General features: G+C 67.9%; 14 protein-coding genes. 3 read left to right on the plus strand and 11 right to left on the minus strand.

Annotated features, from left to right (window positions below):
* Positions 1-64: 64 nt before the first annotated feature.
* The 10 genes from IHV25_RS00845 to IHV25_RS10595 form a co-directional block, all read right to left on the minus strand.
* Entirely contained in the window at positions 65-1216 is a 1152-nt protein-coding gene (locus IHV25_RS00845; protein WP_192533077.1) for an acyl-CoA dehydrogenase family protein, read from the minus strand.
* A gap of 6 nt (positions 1217-1222) precedes the next feature.
* Positions 1223-2017 carry a citryl-CoA lyase gene (locus IHV25_RS00850; RefSeq protein ID WP_192533078.1) on the minus strand — a complete coding sequence of 265 codons (795 nt, stop codon included), beginning with the start codon at positions 2015-2017 and terminating at the stop codon, positions 1223-1225.
* Positions 2018-2195: 178 nt separating this feature from the next.
* Positions 2196-3116 carry an SDR family NAD(P)-dependent oxidoreductase gene (locus IHV25_RS00855; RefSeq protein WP_192533079.1) on the minus strand — a complete coding sequence of 307 codons (921 nt, stop codon included), beginning with the start codon at positions 3114-3116 and terminating at the stop codon, positions 2196-2198.
* Complete coding sequence (locus IHV25_RS00860; protein ID WP_192533080.1) at positions 3094-4005, minus strand: IclR family transcriptional regulator; 912 nt, start codon at positions 4003-4005, stop codon at positions 3094-3096. Before IHV25_RS00860 ends, IHV25_RS00855 begins: the two co-directional genes overlap by 23 nt.
* A gap of 597 nt (positions 4006-4602) precedes the next feature.
* Positions 4603-5103: a hypothetical protein gene (locus tag IHV25_RS00865; protein ID WP_192533081.1), complete on the minus strand. Its 501-nt coding sequence runs from the start codon at positions 5101-5103 to the stop codon at positions 4603-4605.
* 55 nt (positions 5104-5158) lie between these two features.
* Positions 5159-7300: a protein kinase family protein gene (locus tag IHV25_RS00870; protein ID WP_242018724.1), complete on the minus strand. Its 2142-nt coding sequence runs from the start codon at positions 7298-7300 to the stop codon at positions 5159-5161.
* A 347-nt stretch (positions 7301-7647) separates the two neighbouring features.
* Positions 7648-8937 carry an adenylosuccinate synthase gene (locus IHV25_RS00875; protein ID WP_192533082.1) on the minus strand — a complete coding sequence of 430 codons (1290 nt, stop codon included), beginning with the start codon at positions 8935-8937 and terminating at the stop codon, positions 7648-7650.
* A gap of 159 nt (positions 8938-9096) precedes the next feature.
* Positions 9097-10284, minus strand: coding sequence for an ATP phosphoribosyltransferase regulatory subunit (locus tag IHV25_RS00880; RefSeq protein ID WP_192533083.1), 1188 nt, complete (start codon positions 10282-10284; stop codon positions 9097-9099).
* 194 nt (positions 10285-10478) lie between these two features.
* Entirely contained in the window at positions 10479-10928 is a 450-nt protein-coding gene (locus tag IHV25_RS00885) for a cytochrome c (RefSeq protein WP_192533084.1), read from the minus strand.
* Positions 10929-11486: 558 nt separating this feature from the next.
* Positions 11487-12599, minus strand: coding sequence for a CHAP domain-containing protein (locus tag IHV25_RS10595; protein ID WP_338048562.1), 1113 nt, complete (start codon positions 12597-12599; stop codon positions 11487-11489).
* A 335-nt stretch (positions 12600-12934) separates the two neighbouring features.
* Between IHV25_RS10595 and IHV25_RS00895 the strand changes: the two genes are divergently transcribed.
* From IHV25_RS00895 to IHV25_RS00905, 3 genes are all read left to right on the plus strand, one after another.
* Positions 12935-13495, plus strand: coding sequence for a hypothetical protein (locus IHV25_RS00895; RefSeq protein ID WP_192533085.1), 561 nt, complete (start codon positions 12935-12937; stop codon positions 13493-13495).
* Between the two features lie 45 nt (positions 13496-13540).
* Positions 13541-16213: a glycosyltransferase family 2 protein gene (locus tag IHV25_RS00900; protein WP_192533086.1), complete on the plus strand. Its 2673-nt coding sequence runs from the start codon at positions 13541-13543 to the stop codon at positions 16211-16213.
* A gap of 490 nt (positions 16214-16703) precedes the next feature.
* Complete coding sequence (locus IHV25_RS00905) at positions 16704-17222, plus strand: TspO/MBR family protein (protein WP_192533087.1); 519 nt, start codon at positions 16704-16706, stop codon at positions 17220-17222.
* 376 nt (positions 17223-17598) lie between these two features.
* Here the strand turns inward: IHV25_RS00905 and argC are convergent, their stop codons facing one another.
* Entirely contained in the window at positions 17599-18657 is a 1059-nt protein-coding gene (gene argC, locus IHV25_RS00910) for an N-acetyl-gamma-glutamyl-phosphate reductase (protein ID WP_192533088.1), read from the minus strand.
* Between the last annotated feature and the right edge of the window lie 77 nt (positions 18658-18734).

The raw sequence follows: 18734 nt of genomic DNA on the forward strand, positions 1-18734 counted from the left end.
TATTTTTATTCCAGAGCTTTGTTCTTGTTTGCTCCGGTCTTCGGGTCTGCGTCGTCACCCCGCCCTAGAACGAGCGGGGCAGTCCCAGGACGTGTTCGGCCACATAGGACAAGATCAGGTTGGTGGAGACCGGCGCGATCTGATACAGCCGGGTCTCCCGGAACTTGCGCTCCACGTCGTACTCGGTGGCGAAGCCGAAGCCGCCGAAGGTCTGGAGGCACACGTTCGCCGCCTCCCACGAGGCCTCGGAGGCCAGAAGCTTGGCCATGTTGGCCTGGGCCCCGCACGGAAGGTGGGCGTCAAACAGGCGGCAGGCCTCGAAGCGCATGAGGTTTGCGGCCTCCACATTCACGAAGGCCCGGGCAATGGGGAACTGCACCCCCTGGTTCTGGCCAATGGGCCGGTCGAACACCACCCGCTCGCCGGCGTAGGCCGTGGCCTTGCCGATGAACCAGTGGCCGTCACCGATGCACTCGGCGGCGATCAGGGTCCGCTCCGCGTTCAGCCCGTCCAGGATGTAGCGGAAGCCCCGGCCCTCCTCGCCGATCAGGGCCGAGGCGGGAATGGGCAGCTCGTCAAAGAACAGCTCGGCGGTCTCGTGCCCCGCCATGTTGGGGATGGGGCGGATCTCCAGGCCGTTGCGCCGGGCCTCGTGCAGGTCCACAAGGAAGACGGACAGGCCCTCGGACTTGCGGGCCACCTCGGACAGGGGGGTGGTGCGCGCAAGAAGGATCATGAGATCCGAGTGCTCCACCCGGGAGATGAACACCTTCTGGCCCCGAACCACGTAGTGGTCGCCGCGCTTCTCGGCGACGGTCCTAAGGCGGGTGGTGTCCGACCCGGTGGTGGGCTCGGTCACCGCCATGGACTGGAGCCGCAGCTCCCCGGCCGCAATGGCGGGGAGGTAGCGCTCCTTCTGCTCCCGGGAGCCGTGACGCAGCAAGGTGCCCATGTTGTACATCTGGCCGTGGCAGTGGCCCGCGTTGCCGCCCGCGCGGTTGATCTCCTCCATCACCACCGAGGCCTCGGCAAGCCCCAGACCGGCCCCGCCGTACTCCTCGGGGATCATGACCGAGAGCCAGCCCGCCTCCGTCAGCGCACGGATGAAGGCATCGGGAAACGTGCCCTCCTGCGCGTGGCTGCGGTGGTAGGCGGCCGGGAAGCGCCCGCACAGGTCACGCAGGGCGTCCCTCAGTTCGGCATAGGGTTCGCTCACCGTTTCTCACTCCCGGGTCAGGCCGTGTGCGGCCAGGGCCTCCTCCTCGAGGCGCTGCCAGGTCTCGAACGCGAAAGGCTTCTCCCGCTCCTCCATGATGTGCCCCACAAGCCCGATGGCCCGGGCCATGACCCCGAAGCCCCGGACCACCTCCCAGGGGAAGCCGAACTCGCAGCAAATGGCGCCGATCGCCCCGGTGGCGTTGATGGGAAGGGACTTGCCCGAGGCCGCCTCGGCGTGCCGGCCGATGTGCCTCATCAGGGCGATGTAGTCGCCCGACAGGCCGTTCTCGGCCGCAATCTGGAACAGGCGCGGGGTCCGCGGATCCTCGGGCTTGTGCACCGGATGGCCCAGGCCCGGGATCATGATCTTGTCCGCGCGCATCCGGGCGACGGTCTCCCGGGCGAGCGCGTCCAGGTCCACGCCGGTGCCGACGGCGGACCGGGGCAGCGCCTCGTAGAGCATCTTCGAGGCCCCCTCCATGGTGCCGACGAACCGGGTTCCCAGGCCGCACAGCCCCGCCGCCACCGCCCCCTGGAGCGATTCCGGAGCCCCCAGGTAGGTCATGCGCGCCGCGATGGCCGAGGGCGTGATGCCGTGCTCCACCAGGGTGATGACGATGGCGTTGAAGACAATGGACTCCTGGGGTGTCGGGCGCCGCCCGGTCAGCTCCAGGAACGCCATATCCCCCAGATTGAAATGGCCCAGGATCTCGTCAGGCAGGGACAGCCCCCGCACAACGATGGAATCGCGGGTGCTCCAGGCAATATCGGACGTGATCTGCGTCTTGCGTCTTGACACGGCGGCGGCCTCCTGTGGGTCCGTTCTGTGCGGACTGGCAAATGGGTTCGGTGCGCCCGGGGGGACACCGGCTCGATTGGCACGAAGGTCGTCTGGCTCGGGACGGAGCGGCGCGTCCTGCGGCCGGATCCGTCCCGACGGGAGAGCCACGCGGCGGCGCCCCCGTTCATGAAAACGGCTAAACCGGATCCCAGGTGAACACGTCCGCCGAGACACTCAGCGGATAGAACGTCCCGCTCAGCGCCGGCATGCCGTGCTCGGCCAGGGTCTCGGGGGTCCAGCCCTCGCCCCGGTGAACCGAGCGCAGGGGGCGGGACTGGCCCATCAGAAAGATCTCGTTGTTGCGGGCCGCGAAGATCTGGCCGCTCACGCCGGCGGCGGCGTCCGACAGAAGGTACGAGGCCAGAACCGCGACCTTCTCGCCCTTCATCTCCATGAGCTTGCGCACCCGGGCCTCCTGCTCGGGGGTGTCCACCTTGATGGAGGAGGTCATCCGGCTCCAGGCGAAGGGGGCGATGCAGTTGGAGCGGACATTGAACCGCTGCATGTCCAGCGCGATGGACTTGGAGAGCGCCGCGATCCCCAGCTTGGCCGCCGAGTAGTTGGCCTGGGCCAGGTTGCCGATCAGCCCCGAGGTCGAGGTCATGTGGACAAAGGCGCCCGAGCCCTGGTCCTTGAAATGGGGGGCCGCCGCCCGGGAGACGTTGAACGTCCCGTACAGGTGGACCCGGATCACGGCATCGAAGTCCTCGAAGGACATCTTGTGGAAGAAGCCGTCCCGGAGGATCCCGGCGTTGTTGACGATCCCGTCAATGCGTCCCCAGGTGGCGATGGCCCGGGCCACCATGGCCTCGGCTCCCCCGGGGTCGGCCACGCTGTCCCCGTTGGCCACCGCCTCGCCCCCGGCGTCGCGGATTTCCCGGGCCACGGCCTCCGCCCGCTCGGCCTCGGTCACCTCGCCGCCCAGGGAGGCCCCCAGATCGTTGACCACCACCCGTGCACCCTGGGCCGCAACCGTCAGAGCCACATCACGGCCGATTCCGCCACCGGCGCCGGTGACCAGTATGACCTTTCCGTCAAGTCTCGAGGACCCGCTCATGGTGTTCTCCCGTGTTCCTGAAGTTATCCTGAAGTCTTTTTGTCGTTTCCGGGAGGCTGGCGGCCTGGGGAAGGCCTCCGCCGTTTTCCGTTCGGGCACTCCAGCCCTCGGGGTGTCCGGCCCGGCTGCCGAACACCGTTTTCTCGATCCGGTCGCGCAGGGCCACGAGCATGCCGCCCGTGTGCTCCAGGGACCGCTCGGACATCTGCCCCACCAGGGTCATCACGCTCAGCCCGAAGCGGGGCGTCAGGTTCGCGTCCCGCACCAGGGTTCCGACGATGTTCATGCCTGCAAAAAGGAAGGACCGGTCGATGCCGTATCCCCGGCTCACGCTGTCCAGGGCGTCCTCGCGGAACTCCTCCCAGGACAGGGCCCGGTCCCAGCGGATGGCGTCGAACCGCTCGCGCATGGCGGACTCGGAGCCGCTGTAGCACTGCCCGGCGAAACAGCGCCCGACCGCGCCGGCGCAGGCGGGAAGCCGCCAGCCCAACTGGATCTCGACCGCCACAACCCGGGGCGGGCGCACACGGTCAATCGCAACAATGCGCTCGTCCTTCGTGATCTGCCACAGGACGACCGGCGCCCCGAGCTCGGCCGCAAGGGTCTCCAGGGACGGGCGCATCAGGTCCGTCTGGTTGAGCCCCAGAAGCGGCACCGAGAACTCCAGAACGCCCGCGCCGATGGCGTAGGTTTTCCCCTCCTCGTCGAAGGTCACCAGCCGCTCTTTCGCAAGGGTCCGCAAGATGGCGAAGACCGTCGAGGCATTCAGTCCCGTGGCCCGGGTCACCGCCGAGACGCCCATGGGACGGGCGTGATCGGAAAGGCACCGAAGGATGGCGACGGCCTGCTCGACGGCTCCGACATATTTGCGGCGTGTCACCTCGGACATGAAACCCTCTGCATAGCGAATGGTATTTCCCATGAGGAATAGCGGTGGCCGTTTCCAAAGTAAAGCGCGTTTTTCGATTCGCTGATAATGATGCCTCGAAACCGGACAAAGAAATAGGCTTGACTTATGGGCCATAAGACCAGGGGCCCAACCGGACGGCGCGACCCGGCGACTGATGGACCCGTCCGGATTGTGTTCAGAGGCGGCGGAGCCCCCCGGGGAGGGACAACGGGAAGGGAAAAGGGGCGAATCCCGGGCGCACGCCTGAGCGCCCCGGGGCCGGGGTGGTGACGGAGGCAGGGTGCGGGGACGGAAACCCGGAGGTGGGGAGCGGGGGACGGAAACCGGGTGCCGAATCCGGATGTCGACTCCGGGGACAGGGGCGGAGGCACGGGACCGTCTGCCCGAGCGGAGAATCCTGGAATTGCGCACGGCGCAGCCCCGGCGCATCGGCCCCGACAGACGCCGACCGGGAAAACCGAGGGGGGAAGGCCGCCGGCCCGGGCGGGGCACACGCGCCGGGCACGCCTGCCAAGGGCACCCACGGGGCGGGGCCGGCGGGGGCTCCGCGCTCGCGGCGACCGGGATGGGGTCCGGCTAGTTTTCCCGGACCTCCGGATGTCTGCCCACCTCCGGTCCCCAGAGATCCACCAGCTTTTTCTGCCGGGCCCGCAGGGTGGCGATCACGGTGCGGGCCGTCAGGGCCGTCACAAGGGCCGCCATCTGAGGCACCGACACATACAGCAGCCAGCCGAAGGCCGCGGACAGGTAGAAGACCAGGAGATTGAAGATCTGCCCCAGGATATCGACGGAGGCCTCGAGGGTTCCCCCGTGGCTCCAGAGCTCGGCCAGGGCGGGGATGGTGCCGGCCAGGTTGAGCCCACCGACACAGACCCAACCCATCCGGGCCGGGGAGCGGTCCACGATCATCGCCACTCCCGTGGGCAGCATGGCGACCGCAAGGAGGATCATGGTGGGGTAGAAAAAGGCCAGGACCACCAGAACAATGCTGGTCAGGCCGACCTTGAGCCCCGTTCCCGAGGACCGCTGGGGCCCGGGGGCCGGCGCTTTCTTGTTTCCCTGTTTTCGTGCTGGCATTGTCTTCCTGCGTGTCCGGAGCGCCCCGCCGTGCGGCGAGGCCCAGCCGGCTTTCTCAAAGATAGGACAGGACTGTCAGGATCATGGACACAAAGGCGACCGCCACCGCCACGATGGCGGCGGCCTGCTGCCCCTTTTTCTGGGCCTCGTCGGAGGCGGTGTAGTTTCCGGCCTCCAGATCCTCGACGCGCCGGGTGATCTGGGCGTACTCCTTTTCCGCCTCCATGAACCCTTCGTAGTCCTTCTGCCGTTCGGCGGAATTGTCGAGGAAGTGATAGAGCCGGGGCAGGCTTCCCTTCTTGACCAGGGAGGGAAGCTCCCTCTCGATCGCCTTGCGCCGGTCCCGGGAGTGGTAGCTCTCGAGAACCGGAGACATCATCCGGGACAGCCAGGCCGCAAGCTTCGGCAGCGCGTCCGGCCCCAGCTTCCACTGGAGAACCCCCAGAAGGCTGAGGACGCCCAAGGCCTGTTCCTTGGCGCTGCTGGCGTTCAGGGCCCGGATCTGGGGTTCGGTGTCCGCCCCGAAGCGCGCGGCCACAAACGCGACGATGTGGCGGTCCACCGGGCTCTGGGCGGCCTCCCCCTTGTCGGCAATCTGCTCCAGCGCCGGAAGAAGATCCCGGATGTCCAGCACGCACTGGTCCCGGACAAGGGGGCTCTGGCACCCCAGGCTGGGGTTGGCCTCGTACAGAACGCGCTCGATACCGCCCCCCTTGGAGGTGTCGACCAGAAAAGCCCGCAGATCCTTGAAGTGGCTTTCCAGGCGGACCAGTTCCACGCCGGACAGCTCGCCCTGCCCCTCAATCCAGCGGTTCAGGTAGCTGCGCCGGATCACGTCCACGTACAGGCGGATGTCCCCCTTGACCGCAAGAGTGCAGGCAAAGGCCACACCGATGGCCTCGGCATGGAAGCGGTAGTTCCGGATGCGCAGGGGCGCCCTCGGGTCCAGCAGGGACAGGATCCGCCCCATGGCAAAATCCCGGGCCGAGGCGGGATCCCCGTCCCGGCCGCTGAGATAGGAGATTTCCTTGAGAATGGCGTCGGCGGTTTCGGCCTGCTCCAGCCCGCGGCGCACCCACAGCTCCACCTTGCCGCCGAAAACGGGGTCGAGCGCGTCGTCCCAGTTCTCGGCCAGGGCGTGGGCCAGGGACCGGGCCGTGAGATACTCCTTCTCCTTGAACGAGAAGGGCCGGTGCGAGCGGCGCTCCTGGGAATCCGTCATGGGCTTGCCCCGGCGCCCCTGGCTCCAGGCCTCGACGTCCTCCAGCTTCCAGCGGCGCTTCACGTCGTCCATCAAAAGGCCGCGGACCACCTCGATCATCTCGAGGGGGATCCGGGCCTCGCCCACCACGGTGGCGTAGGATCCGGCGTTGATCTTCTGGGTGAGGATGTCCCGGTCGCTCAGGCGGGCCTGGGACAGGCGGCCCGTGGACAGGGCGGCCAGCGAGACTCCCATGGCGTAAAGATCGGCGTGCTGCTGGCCGGGACCGCGCCCCTCGGGGTTGGCCATGGCGCTCTCGATGGGCTCGCAGATGGCGGGCTGGTTGTAGGCGGGGGGCCCGCTGACACAGTCGCCCAGGGCGATCCGGGTCCGCTCCTTGTCCATCCAGAAGAAGTTGGTGGGCCGGATGGCGCGGTGGACGACCCCCTTGCCGGCGAAATGGTCCATCACCTCGACGAGGGGGCGGACGACTCCGCGCATGAAGTCCCGCTCGGACAGGGGATCGAAGACCGAGGTCATGGTTGGCATGACCCGCCCGCCCAGGGGGCGCTCGTAGACGAAGGCCACCGCCCTCGCCTTTCCCGGGGCGAAATCAATGACGCCCCACTCCAGAAGCTGGACGAGTCCGGAAATCTCAAGGCCCTGGATGATGTTCGCGGTGGCAATGCGCGGCGGCAGGGGGCCGGTCACCACAAGGGCGTAGACGGGGCCTCCCGAGGCCCGGCGGTCCTCGCAGGCGAAGGCCCGGGCGTTGGGGGTGTCGAACTCGGGCAGCGGCATGCCGAGATTGACCCGGAACCGCTCCTTCAGGGGAACGATGCCCGACGGCTCGATGTCATTCAGGTGTGCGTGCTGGGTGTGGGGAGCTGTCTGCTCCGGCGCCGGTGCGGGAGCCCCGGCCGGGCCCGCAGCCGCCCTGGCTGCTCCGTCTGCGCCATCGGGGCTGGCCCCGGTCTGTTCGGCCTGTTCCGCCATCGTCTTTTTTTCCCCGCTCCCCATCCGAAACGCCGGTGCCCCGGGAACGGCCCCCGGGGGCCGGAACCGGTTTCCGGTCTCCGACATACGGGCTGGCAGGCATGGGGGCCACAGCGGCCCCCTGTACGAAGAGCACCCCCGGCGGGGGACGGGCATGGCGCCGGCGACGCGGCGTGCGCGTCCCCGGTATCCCGCATCCGACGGCCCGGACACGGGCCCCGGCAGGCCCGCCCGGGCCGGTGTTCCACCCTGCCGCATGCGGGGGCTGCCGGCGCCCCTGTTCCGAGTCTTCCGCCGAAATCAGTGTTCTCCGGCCAGTTTTAAAACCCGTTAAGTCTGTGGGGATCTTAACCCGAAAACGGATCTTGTACCAGTATTGTGTCGTCACGCTCCGGGCTGGTGGACAGCAGGGCCACCGGCGCGCCGATCAACTCCTCGATGCGGCGGACGTAGGCCAGGGCCTCCGGGGGCAGCGCGTCGAACGAGCGGGCGCCGTGGGTGGAGGTGCTCCAGCCCTTCATGGTCTCGTAGACGGGGACCACATCGCGCTGGGCGCGCATGCCCGCCGGGAGATAGTCCAGAACCTGGTCGCCCAGCCGGTAGCCGGTGCAGATCCGGATTTCCTCCAGGCCGTCCAGGACGTCGAGCTTGGTCAGGGCGATGCCGTCGATTCCGCCGATCTGGACGCTCTGGCGCACCAGGGTTCCGTCGAACCAGCCGCAGCGGCGCGCCCGGCCCGTGACGGTGCCGAACTCGTGTCCCCGCTCGCCCAGACGCTGGCCGATGGCGCAGTTCAGCTCGGTCGGGAACGGGCCCTCACCCACGCGGGTGGTGTAGGCCTTGGTGATGCCCAGGACATAGCCCACGGAGGACGGCCCCATGCCCGAGCCGGTCCCCGCGCTGGGGGAAACGGTGTTGGAGGACGTCACGTACGGGTACGTCCCGTGGTCCACGTCCAGAAGCATGCCCTGCGCGCCCTCGAACAGGATCCGCTTGCCGACCTGGCGCGCGGCCTCCAGATCCCGCCAGACCGGGCTGGAATAGGGCAGAAGCTTGGGGGCAATGGCCAGAAGCGCGGCCACCAGCTCCCCGGCGACGACCTCGGGCTGGCCCAGGCCGCGCAGAAGCGCGTTGTGGTGCACCAGAAGACGGTCCACCTTCAGGCGGAGGATCTCCTCGTCGCCCAGGTCGCAGACCCGGATGGCACGGCGCGCCACCTTGTCCTCGTAGGCGGGACCGATCCCGCGTCCGGTGGTGCCGATCTTGGCGGCGCCGGCGGCCTCCTCGCGGGCCCGGTCAAGGTTGCTGTGCAGCGGCAGGATCAGAACCGCGTTCTCGGCCACCTTCAGAATGTCGGGAGAAATGCGCACGCCCTGCTTCTCCAGGCGGCTGATTTCCTCGAACAGGGCCCAGGGGTCGATCACCACGCCGTTGCCGATCATGGAGGGCTTGCCCCGCACCACGCCGGAGGGCAGGAGGCTCAGCTTGTACGTTTCGCCGCCAATGACAAGGGTGTGGCCCGCGTTGTGCCCGCCCTGGAACCGGACGACGATGTCCGCCCGCTCCGAGAGCCAGTCAACGATCTTACCTTTTCCCTCGTCCCCCCACTGGGCGCCGACGACCGTAACGTTTGTCATGTTCCGTTTATCCTGTCTGTGAGGCTCCGGCCAACACTCGCGGGCGCTGTGCGCCTTGGTTCCCGTCGGGTGTTCGCGTATCGGCAGAAGCATGAAAACAAAAGAGCAAAGGGCACGGGGAGCCGGACGCCGTGGCGCAGTGTCCCCGGCAGGCTCCCGTCAGGAAGCCTGCCCGCATACGGGGGGCGGCGAAGCGTCCCGGATGTCGCCCTCCGGGGAGAGCCAGCGGGCGCAGTTCAGGCGCCGGGCCTCGTCACCGTCCAGGGGCGCGCCGGGGGACGTGACCGTGACAAAGCCCTTGTCCTGGAGGGCGCGCCGGCCGGCAAGGGATGTGGCCGGGTCCACGAGAATGCGCGGGCACTCCGGAGAGCGGCCGGTGATCTCGACAAGGGTCTCCAGATAGAGGGAGACCCCGCAGCACGGCTCGTTCACGCCGCCGAAGGAATTGACGTAGGCACCGCCGCGCCCCAGCTCGCCGCGGGCCCCGCGGGCAAAGAACGAGAACGCCGGGCCGGTCTTGTACTCGAAGCCCCGGAACTCGAAGGGATCAACGGTCACGTTGCCCGAGCCGATAAAGGCCAGCACACGCCGGGCCATATCCAGAAGCGCGTCCCGGTGGACGGCCGCCTGCGCCGGCAGGGCAAGGGACTCCAGAACCTCAACGGCACGCTCCACCGGTCCCATGGCCCGAGCGAGAGCGGTGAAAACCGCAGCCTGCCCGGCCGGCACCAAGGTCTCGACGGCCTTCAGGTCTTTCTGGCCCAGGGCTTCCCGGACCCGCTCCGCCGTCACCGGGTCCAGCCCGGCCGCCTCGCACAGGGCGGGAACAAGGGCGGGGCAGACCAGATCAAGGGTCACCGGTCCGATATCCAGCTGCTCCAGGGCGTCCAGGGCCACAAGGACCACCTCGCCAAGGGCCTCGGTCCCGTTCTGCCCCACAAGCTCGAAGCCCACCTGGGTGGTCTGGCGGTCGGGGCGCAGCTGGGTTCCCTGAACCCGAAGAACCGTGCCGCCGTAGGCCAGGCGCAGGGGCCGGGGCGCATCGCGCAGCCGGGAGGCCGCAATGCGGGCCACCTGGGGCGTCATGTCCTGGCGCAGCCCCATCATCCGGCGCGAGATGGGATCCATCACCCGGAAGGAGTTGGCGCTGGCGGAGTGACCGGCTCCGGAAAACAGGCTTTCCTCGAACTCGATCAGCGGAGGCTCAACGCGTTCGTAGCCATGGGCCGCGAACACGGCCATCAGCCGACCGGATGCTCTGGTAAGGGAAAACGCGTCAGGGGGCAGGAGGTCGCGAAGCCCGTTCGGCAAAAGTGCCTGGGCCGAAGTGTCCGAGGAGGGAGCCATTGTTCATCGAAGACCGTAGCAGGAAAGATCAACCTGACTGATTACCGCGAAACGCGGGGACAGGCAAACGGAAACACCAAAACCCGGGCTCCGGGGGCGTTTCCGGGGCCCAAACGGGCCCCTCACACATGCAAAAGCCGGGAAGACCGACATCCTCCCGGCTTTTTGAGGCGGTGCGGGCAAATGCTGCCGACTTACTTGCTGCTGCGGTACACGTCGTGACAGGCCTTGCAGGTGTCACCCAGCGCACTCAGAGCCGCGCCCCGCGCGGGGAGCGTGGTGGCCGCGGCGAGAGCCTTCGCGGCGTTGACGGCGGCCGTGGCGTAGCCCTGGAACTTCTCCTGCTCCTGCCAGATGGTCTTCATCGCGGCCGACGTGTCCGCCGCCGCCATGCCCGGGGCGTAGCCCGAGGTGGCCTTGGCCAGGTTGTCCGCAACACTGTTGGCCCGGGCGCTGAAGTCCTTGGCGTCGATCTTGCGGCTCTTCATGGCCGCGGCCAGTGCCTTCATGTCTCCGCCGGCGGCCTTGTAGGCATCGGAGCGCATCTTCTGGTAGTCTTCCGCCGTCTGCTGGGCAAGAGCCGGGGAGAAGGCGCCCAGCGCAACAGCAGCCGCCGTCGCGCCTGCGATCAGAAACCTTTTCATGGAACTGTCCTCTTTTTTGTTTCTGGTTAAGTCCGGTCGTAATCAAAAAGAGCGCTTCAGGGGAAGAAGCGCCCAGAAAAACGTTACTTCACCACCGTGTAGAGTGCAAGGTTGTGCGCGGAAAATAAAAAAGCCGCAGGTACAGTCCCGGGAGCGCACCGATACGGCCCGGGCCCGGAGCGTGCAAAAGCAGCGGAGAATCACGGGAAACACGCGCGCCCGACGGAGGGGGAGACGGGAGCAAGACGGGGGGCAAGCGGGCGTCAGAAGGGGATCTGACAGGAGCCCGTGAGGGCCCGCGGCGAGATGCCGCAAGACGGCACCGGGACACGCCCGGCGCACACGCGAGACCCTTTGCAAGGGCCCGAGGGCATCAGCACACCCCGAACCGGGGGCCATGCGGCGGGCTCTTCCGGCAGCCACCGGCAGCTCGGGACGGCTTACGGAAGGTGGTACCGGGACATGGCCGGCGCACACGGGCCCGACCGAGCGCAGGCCGGCGCGCACAGCTCCGCCCGGACCCACCCCGGCGAAGGCCGCAGCGGCAGCCCGCCCGGGTCAGTCGGAGGGATAGATAAATCCGTAGGTGGGGTAGTTCGTCTGCCCGATCTCGCCGGTGGGACCGTACCAGACCCGGGTGCGGGACCAGTCGTTGCGCTCGGAGACATCAACGGCCAGCACGTTCAGCTCGATCTTGCCCTTGCCGGATCCCCGGCCCCAGTTGGCGTGGTCGATCCGGATCGTCCGGGAATCAATCACCGAGCGAACCACGGCCACATGCCCGCGGGACATGGCGTTGTGCCGCTTGAACACCAGAACGGCGCCGGGAGCCGGAACCTGGCCCCGGTCATAGACGCCGCGGGCGTTCTTCCACCAGGTCCAGCCGTCGCCCCGGATCTGCACGGAGGAGGCCCGCTGCACAAAGGGAACGCAGCTCCAGAAGTCCCGGTCGGAAAAGGTGCGGGGATCAGGCGCCGGACGGGACATGCCCAGTCCGTTCGCGTAGGAGGATCCCAGGGACGCGGTTTCCCGGGACCGCGAGGACGACCCGCCGTACCCCCCGGAGCGGGAGGCGTGGGAGGATCCCGACACGGAGGCGCGGGAGGATCCCGGGAGAGTCATGCCCGAGGACTGGTGGTGCGGAGCGGACGCCTGGACGCGCGACGCCCGGTCACCCCGCGGATGCAGGGAATCGCCCCCGTCCGCATCTGCACTGGCAAGCGTCCTCTGGGCCGGCTTCTTCCCGGGCGCCGCCGGAACGGCAGAGGCCACACGGGCCGGCTCGACCGGAGCCGTCACACCACCCGCGCCGACCGATCCGGCGGATCCCGCCGTTACAGAGGCCCCGGGGGCCACCGCGGCGGCGGATGCGGACACCGTGTCTGCGGAGGGACGCGCCCGGGCGGACCGGGCATGGGAGGACGACTTGTAAGACGCAGGGCGGGAGGACACCCGGGTGGCCGGGGCTCCGGAATCCGGAACCACCGCGGCTCCGGCCTGCGCGGCCGGGGCAACCGGCTTGCGCGCCTGAGCGGCGTTGATGTGCCCCGAGGAGGGCGGCTGGGGCGCGCTCGCATACGAGGAGCCCAGCGTGATGCAGGATCCGGCAGCGACCAGAACAGCAATCCGTGCTGTCCGCTGTCCGAGGGATTTCAAGATGGGTACACCCACACAAACCGTCCTTTCTTCCGGGAAGGCTGGAGAGTCTCTCGTCTCAGGAAAATCGGGCACGAACTATGCCATCCCTGCGAGCCGCTGGCAACCCGGAACAGGAATTTTTCCAACCGGTTGAAAAAACCTGCAGATCGAATAGAATCCGAGGAACACTGGCCGCCTGTGCTTCACACCCCGCAGAAAACGGGGGCCGCAGCCCCGGCCGGCTTTCCGCTTTGTAATCCGGGGCCCTCCACATGGAGGCTTTACGGGTGACAAGTGCGTGCCTACTGTGTGCCATCTGTATTTGCGCTGTTGCGCCCTGCGCGCTCCTTCTCCGGGACTTTTCTCTCATGCCTCTGCCCAGTCTTTCCCGAAACGCCTCCGTCGGGGTTGCCGTCGCTGTCCTTTCTTTTGGAGGGCTGGCTCTGGCCGGACCGCAGGAGGCCAGCGCCCAGTCAAAGCCGCTGGCCACGCAAAACGCCCCCGCCCCCGCGAAGGAGGCCCCGGAAGCCGAGCGTCCCCGCGAGGCCGCTCCGTCTGGCCCCCAGGCGCCCGGCGCACGGCCCCAGGCGCCCCAGCACCGCACGGCAACACCGCTCAGCCTGCAGAACCGGGCGCTCGAGCCCCGGTGTTCCTGGACCGGGGAGAGAATCGTCTCCCTTCTGGTGCGGGAGGACGCCGAGTCCGCCGAGCGTTTCCTTGCCTTCTACAACCGCTTTGACTGCCCTCCCGCCCGGATCGCCGAGGCCTTCTCGTGCGTTCTCCAGTCCCCGGTGGCGGGAGCAACCAGCGAGTCCCTGGGGGGCCTGTCCCTTGCCAGCGTCGCCTCCGCCTGCTGGAGCGACCCCACACTGGCCTTCCCCCTCCCCCGCGATGAGGACAAGCCCGCTCCCTCGCAACGCAAGAAATAGGCGCGGCCGAAACATCCTGCCTGTCTTCGGAAAGGTGCGTCCGACATGAAGCCTGCTGTTGCCGTGAGGCTCAAGGTTGTCCTTGCCGTTGTCCTGGTCTCGGCGCTGCACGTCCTGATCTGGCTTGGCGCCCGGGAGGTGGCCTCCCCCGCTGATGTGGTGGACCCCATCAGCTCCCTGTCCTACACGCCGTTTCGCGACAACCCGGACCGGGACGGCCAGGACAAGCGCTTCTATGACGTGGTGATCCGCGACCTGGCCGTCCTGTCCCAGGTCACCAAGCACATCCGGACCTACTCCACGTCCTTCCCCATCGAGCAGATCATCCCCGAGCAGGCCGAGAAAAACGGCCTCGGGGTGTCCCTCGGCATCTGGCTGGGGGCCGACGAGGCCCGAAACCAGGCCGAGAAGGAACGGGCCCTGGAGCTGATCCGCACCCACCGGAGCGTGATCAAAACCGTGTACGTGGGCAACGAGACCCAGGTCCGCGGCGAGGTGCCCATCGAGACCCTGATCGCCCACATCCGCGACTTCAAGAAGGCGTCGCGCAACCAGGTCGAGGTCACCACCGGCGAGACCTGGGACGTGTGGCACAAGTACCCGGAGCTGGTCCGGGCGGTGGACGTGATCTCCGCCCACGTGCTGCCCTACTGGGAAGGCATCCCGGCCGAGGAGGCCGTGGCCAGCGCCTTCAAGCGCTACGACGACCTGCGCACCGCCTACCCCGGCAAGCGGGTGACCATCGCCGAGTTCGGCTGGCCCTCCCAGGGGTACAACAACGGGGCCGCCCAGCCCGGCGCTGTCCAGCAAGCCACCGTGCTGCGGGACTTCATCAGCCGGGCCAACCGCCTTGGCATCTCCTACAACATCATCGAGGCCAAGGATCAGCCCTGGAAGACCGTCGAGGGCTCGGTGGGCGCGTACTGGGGCATCTTTGATGTCAACCTGAACCCCAAGTTCCCCCTGCGGGGCCTGGTGGAGAAAACCTACCGGCCCGTTGCCATCGCGGCGGTGGCGATCGGCTTCCTGCTGTCCCTGTTTGCCTTCCGCCGGGGGACCAGCCGGTTCTCGCAGGCGTTCATCTTCTCGGTGTCCGCCAACCTGTTTGGCGTGGCGGCCGGATTCGCGCTGATTTTCCCCCTGGAGACCTACCTGAACGTGGGCGCCACCCTGGCCTGGGCCATCAGCCTGCTTCTGATGATGGTGCTGGCGGCGATCGTCCTTGCCAAGATTTCCGAGGTGGTGGAGGTCTCGCTGGGAAGCCGCCCCCGCCGGCTCCTGAACCCTCTGGACGAGGGCGGTGTGGGCGCCTCCGAGCTCAAGGGGGCCTGGGTCGCGGCGGCGGGCCTGACCGGTCGGCGCGTGCGCTCGGACGACGAGGCGCTGGGCCCCGTTCCCAAGGTCTCGATCCAGATCCCGGCCTACAAGGAAGAGCCCGACATGCTGATCCAGACGCTGGATTCGGTGGCGGCTCTGGACTACCCGGACTTCGAGGCCCTTGTCATCATCAACAACACCACGGATCCCTACTACTGGAAGCCCGTGGCCGAGCACTGCGAGAAACTGGGGCCCCGCTTCCGGTTCGTGTACCTGCCGTCCGTCGCGGGCTTCAAGGCCGGAGCCCTGAACGAGGCCATGGCCTTTGTCTCCCCCGAGGCCTCCATCCTGGCGCTGATCGACGCGGACTACATCGTCGATCCCCAGTGGCTGGCCAACCTGGTGCCCACGTTCTCGGATCCGAAGATCGCCATTGTCCAGGCGCCCCAGGATCACCGGGACGGCTCGGAAAGCCTGTTCAAGTCGTTCCTCAACGACGAGTACGCGGGCTTCTTCGACATCGGCATGGTCCAGCGCAACGAGGATGACGCCATCATCGCCCACGGGACCATGCTCCTGATCCGGCGCTCGGCGTTTGACGCGGCCGGAGGCTGGGCCACCGACACCATCGTGGAGGACACGGAGCTTGGCTTCCGCCTGTTCAAGGCGGGCTACAGCGCCCAGTACACGAACCGCCGCTACGGCTGGGGCGTGCTGCCGGACACCTACCTGGCCTACAAGACCCAAAGACACCGCTGGGCCTACGGCGCCATCCAGATCATCCGCAAGCACTGGCGCGACGTTCTGCCCGGCGCAAAGGGCCTGAACCGGGCCCAGAAGATGGATTTCATCACGGGCTGGCTGGTCTGGCTGTCCGACGCGCTGGGGGCCAGTGTGGCCGTCCTCTCGCTTCTGTGGGTGCCGGTGGTGATCTGGGTGGGCACCCGCCTGCCCCTGGGCGCCATCATGACCCCGGCCATCGCGGCGGTGCTTATCAACGTGCTGCACGCCCTGCTGCTGTACCGGCTGCGGGTCAAGATCTCGCCGGTGCGGGCGTTCCGTGCGGCCATTGCGGCCATGAGCCTCCAGTTCACGGTGGCGCGGGCCGTCTTCAAGGCCCTGATCACGGACAAGCTGCCGTTCCAGCGCACCCAGAAGGGCGGCGCCCGCAGCGAGGGGCGCAAGCGCTGGGAGAACTGGCCCGAGACCCTCCTGGGCCTGGGCCTCATCGGCTCCAGCGTGCTGCTGTGGTTCACGAACGACACCCGGATCACCGAGATCTACATCTACGCCATTGCCATGGGCGTGATTTCGATCCCGCATCTGGCGACGGTGTTCATGGGCCTGCTCGAGCGCTTTTCCGGCCCCGCGCCCACCGCGCCGGAGAAAACCGGCTCCTGATCCGCGCGCGGGGGCGCAGTGCCCCCGACCGGAAGCCGGGGGCCGGATACACCGGAACCGGGCGCCCTGGGCTGGATACACCGACCCGCCCCCCAAACCCCAAACCGGGAACACCGAACCCGAGGCCCTGAGCCGGGTACACCGAGCTGGTGGCGGGGCTGGATACACCGACCCGGGAGCCGGGGGCCCAAGGCGGGCGCATCTGCGGTCCCCGCCCTTCACCAGCGGGACAGAAGCATCTCAGACCGGCCAGCCCCTGCCTCCCGGGGCGGGCGCACCATGAGCCGGCATACCCCTGTCGCGATGCCCTCTCCGGCCGGCGCGCATCCTTCCGCGCGTCCCCGCTCACCGGGGCTGACCGACGCCGCAGCCGGGCTCGCGGTTCATTTTCCAGCACCGAACCAAGGGACGAGAACCCACCTTGTTTCTATCGCCAAGACCCTGTGCTTTCAGGTATAGTCTTTCTGTTCACTGGCCTGGAGGCTCTGCTATGGCATTTGAAGCACTCAAAACCCGCATGGACTCGCTCGTAGGCAATGCGGCAAACCCGTGGAAGGTCCTGGCGGGACTGAGCGGATATGTGGTTGTTATCGCCGTACTTGGCGGCGTCGTGACCCGGGGGAACCTGGTCTGGTACGATGCCCTGAACAAATCATTCTTCATCCCTCCGAACTGGGCTTTTGGCCCGGCCTGGACGGTTTTCTTTGTTCTCATGACAGCGGCCGCCTGGCTGGTGTGGCGCCGCCTCGGGTGGCCCGCGTCGAAGACCCCTCTGGCCCTGTGGGTGTTCCAGCTTGTCCTGAACCTGTCCTGGTCCACCGTGTTCTTTGCCTGGCACATGCTGGCAGGCGCGTTCCTGGTCTCGCTGGTGTTTGTCGCGGCGGTGGCCGTCACCACGAAGTCCTTCTTTGCCGCGGACCGGACGGCGGGCCTGCTGATGCTGCCGGTTCTGGCCTGGGTGACGTTTGCCTCGGTCCTGAGCCTGTCCATGTGGATCACGAACTTCTAGGCCAACCGACACACACCGCGCCCACGGGCGACATACACCGCACACACGAACGGGGACCACACGGTCCCCGTTTTTTTCATGCGCCTCCCGGCCCGAACCGGCCAGACGTACCCTATGCATGGGACCAGGCCCACAACGCCCGGAGACCGGGCACCGTGCGGGGGCGGGCCCCGCCGGGGACCCGGTCCGCGGGGGGATGGAGCCGCAACGCAGCGTCCGCATCCCGCTTCCCGCTTCCGGAAAAATCCGAAGAGGACGAACGTCGCCGGGCCCCGTTACGGGCCACCCGCCACGCCCCCTTCCCTGCCCCCCGGGCCACACCGCTCAGGCGGACGGGGAGCGGGCCGCACCGTTCGGGCGGACGGGGAGCGGGCCGTCAGGGGAACATGGGCGCCTGGGCGATACCCGTGGTCTCCTCGAAGCCCAGCATGACGTTCATGTTCTGGATCGCCTGCCCCGAGGCCCCCTTGACCAGGTTGTCCTCGACACAGGTGACGATCACGCGCCCCGGCGTGCGGTCCTCGTGGAGCCCGATCAGGGCCAGGTTCGAGCCGCGCACATGGCGCGTGTGCACCAGGGTACCCTCGGGAACCACGTGCACGAACGCCTCGTCGCGGTAGCGGTCCTCCAGAACCTTGCGGGCGTCGGCCATGCAGACCCCGTCCTTCAGGCGCGCGTAGATGGTCGAGAGGATGCCCCTGTTCATAGGCATGAGGTGGGGGGTGAAGGTCACCCGCACCGGACGGCCGGCGGCCAGGGACAGCTCCTGGTCGATTTCCGGACCATGGCGGTGGGAGCCGATCCCGTAGGCGTAGACCCCCTCGGACACCTCGCAGTGGAGCATGCCCTCCTTGGGGTCGCGCCCGCCGCCCGAGGCCCCGGACTTGGAGTCCACAATCAGGGGGTCGGCCTCGACCACCCCGGCCTCGAGAAGGGGCCACAGGGGAAGAAGCGCGCTGGTGGGGTAGCATCCGGGCACCGCAACCAGGCGCGCCGAGCGGATGGCCTGGCGGTTGCGCTCGACCAGGCCGTAGACGGCCTCCTCCTGAAGCTCCGGAGCCTGGTGGGGATGGCCGTACCAGGTCTCGTAGTCCGCCGCATCCGTCAGACGGAAATCCGCCGACAGATCCGCAATCCGCAGGCGCCCGCCGTGGGGGCCCTCCAGAAGCGAGCGCACAAGAGCCTGGGTCGTCCCGTGCGGCAGGGCGCAGAAGACAAAGTCCACCCCGGCAAAATCCACCTCGTCGATGCTGGTCAGCACCGGCAGGTCATAGGGGGCCAGGTGGGGGAACACGCTTCCCATGGTCTGCCCGGCCTTGCGGTTCGCCGACAGCGCCACAATCGACACCTTCGGGTGATGCACAAGAAAGCGAACCAGCTCGGCACCCGTGTAGCCGCTGGCCCCGAGAATGGCGACGCGCGTTTTTTCAGTCATGGGAACATCCTCCAGCAGGAAAGGCAGCCGGGCTTCCCGCCCCGGCCCCGAACGGGACAGCGGGGTCTGCCAAACGA

Source organism: Phaeovibrio sulfidiphilus (genome assembly GCF_014861485.1).
Classification (GTDB): Bacteria; Pseudomonadota; Alphaproteobacteria; order Rhodospirillales; family Rhodospirillaceae; genus Phaeovibrio; species Phaeovibrio sulfidiphilus.

Bases quoted from the DNA above. Each gene is read 5' to 3' on its own strand.
- IHV25_RS00855 (WP_192533079.1), bottom strand. From the start codon at position 3,116: ATGAGCGGGTCCTCGAGACTTGACGGAAAGGTCATACTGGTCACCGGC.
- IHV25_RS00860 (WP_192533080.1), bottom strand. From the start codon at position 4,005: ATGTCCGAGGTGACACGCCGCAAATATGTCGGAGCCGTCGAGCAGGCC.
- IHV25_RS00865 (WP_192533081.1), bottom strand. From the start codon at position 5,103: ATGCCAGCACGAAAACAGGGAAACAAGAAAGCGCCGGCCCCCGGGCCC.
- IHV25_RS00870 (WP_242018724.1), bottom strand. From the start codon at position 7,300: ATGGCGGAACAGGCCGAACAGACCGGGGCCAGCCCCGATGGCGCAGAC.
- IHV25_RS00875 (WP_192533082.1), bottom strand. From the start codon at position 8,937: ATGACAAACGTTACGGTCGTCGGCGCCCAGTGGGGGGACGAGGGAAAA.
- IHV25_RS00880 (WP_192533083.1), bottom strand. From the start codon at position 10,284: ATGGCTCCCTCCTCGGACACTTCGGCCCAGGCACTTTTGCCGAACGGG.
- IHV25_RS00885 (WP_192533084.1), bottom strand. From the start codon at position 10,928: ATGAAAAGGTTTCTGATCGCAGGCGCGACGGCGGCTGCTGTTGCGCTG.
- IHV25_RS00895 (WP_192533085.1), top strand. From the start codon at position 12,935: ATGCCTCTGCCCAGTCTTTCCCGAAACGCCTCCGTCGGGGTTGCCGTC.
- IHV25_RS00900 (WP_192533086.1), top strand. From the start codon at position 13,541: ATGAAGCCTGCTGTTGCCGTGAGGCTCAAGGTTGTCCTTGCCGTTGTC.
- IHV25_RS00905 (WP_192533087.1), top strand. From the start codon at position 16,704: ATGGCATTTGAAGCACTCAAAACCCGCATGGACTCGCTCGTAGGCAAT.
- argC (WP_192533088.1), bottom strand. From the start codon at position 18,657: ATGACTGAAAAAACGCGCGTCGCCATTCTCGGGGCCAGCGGCTACACG.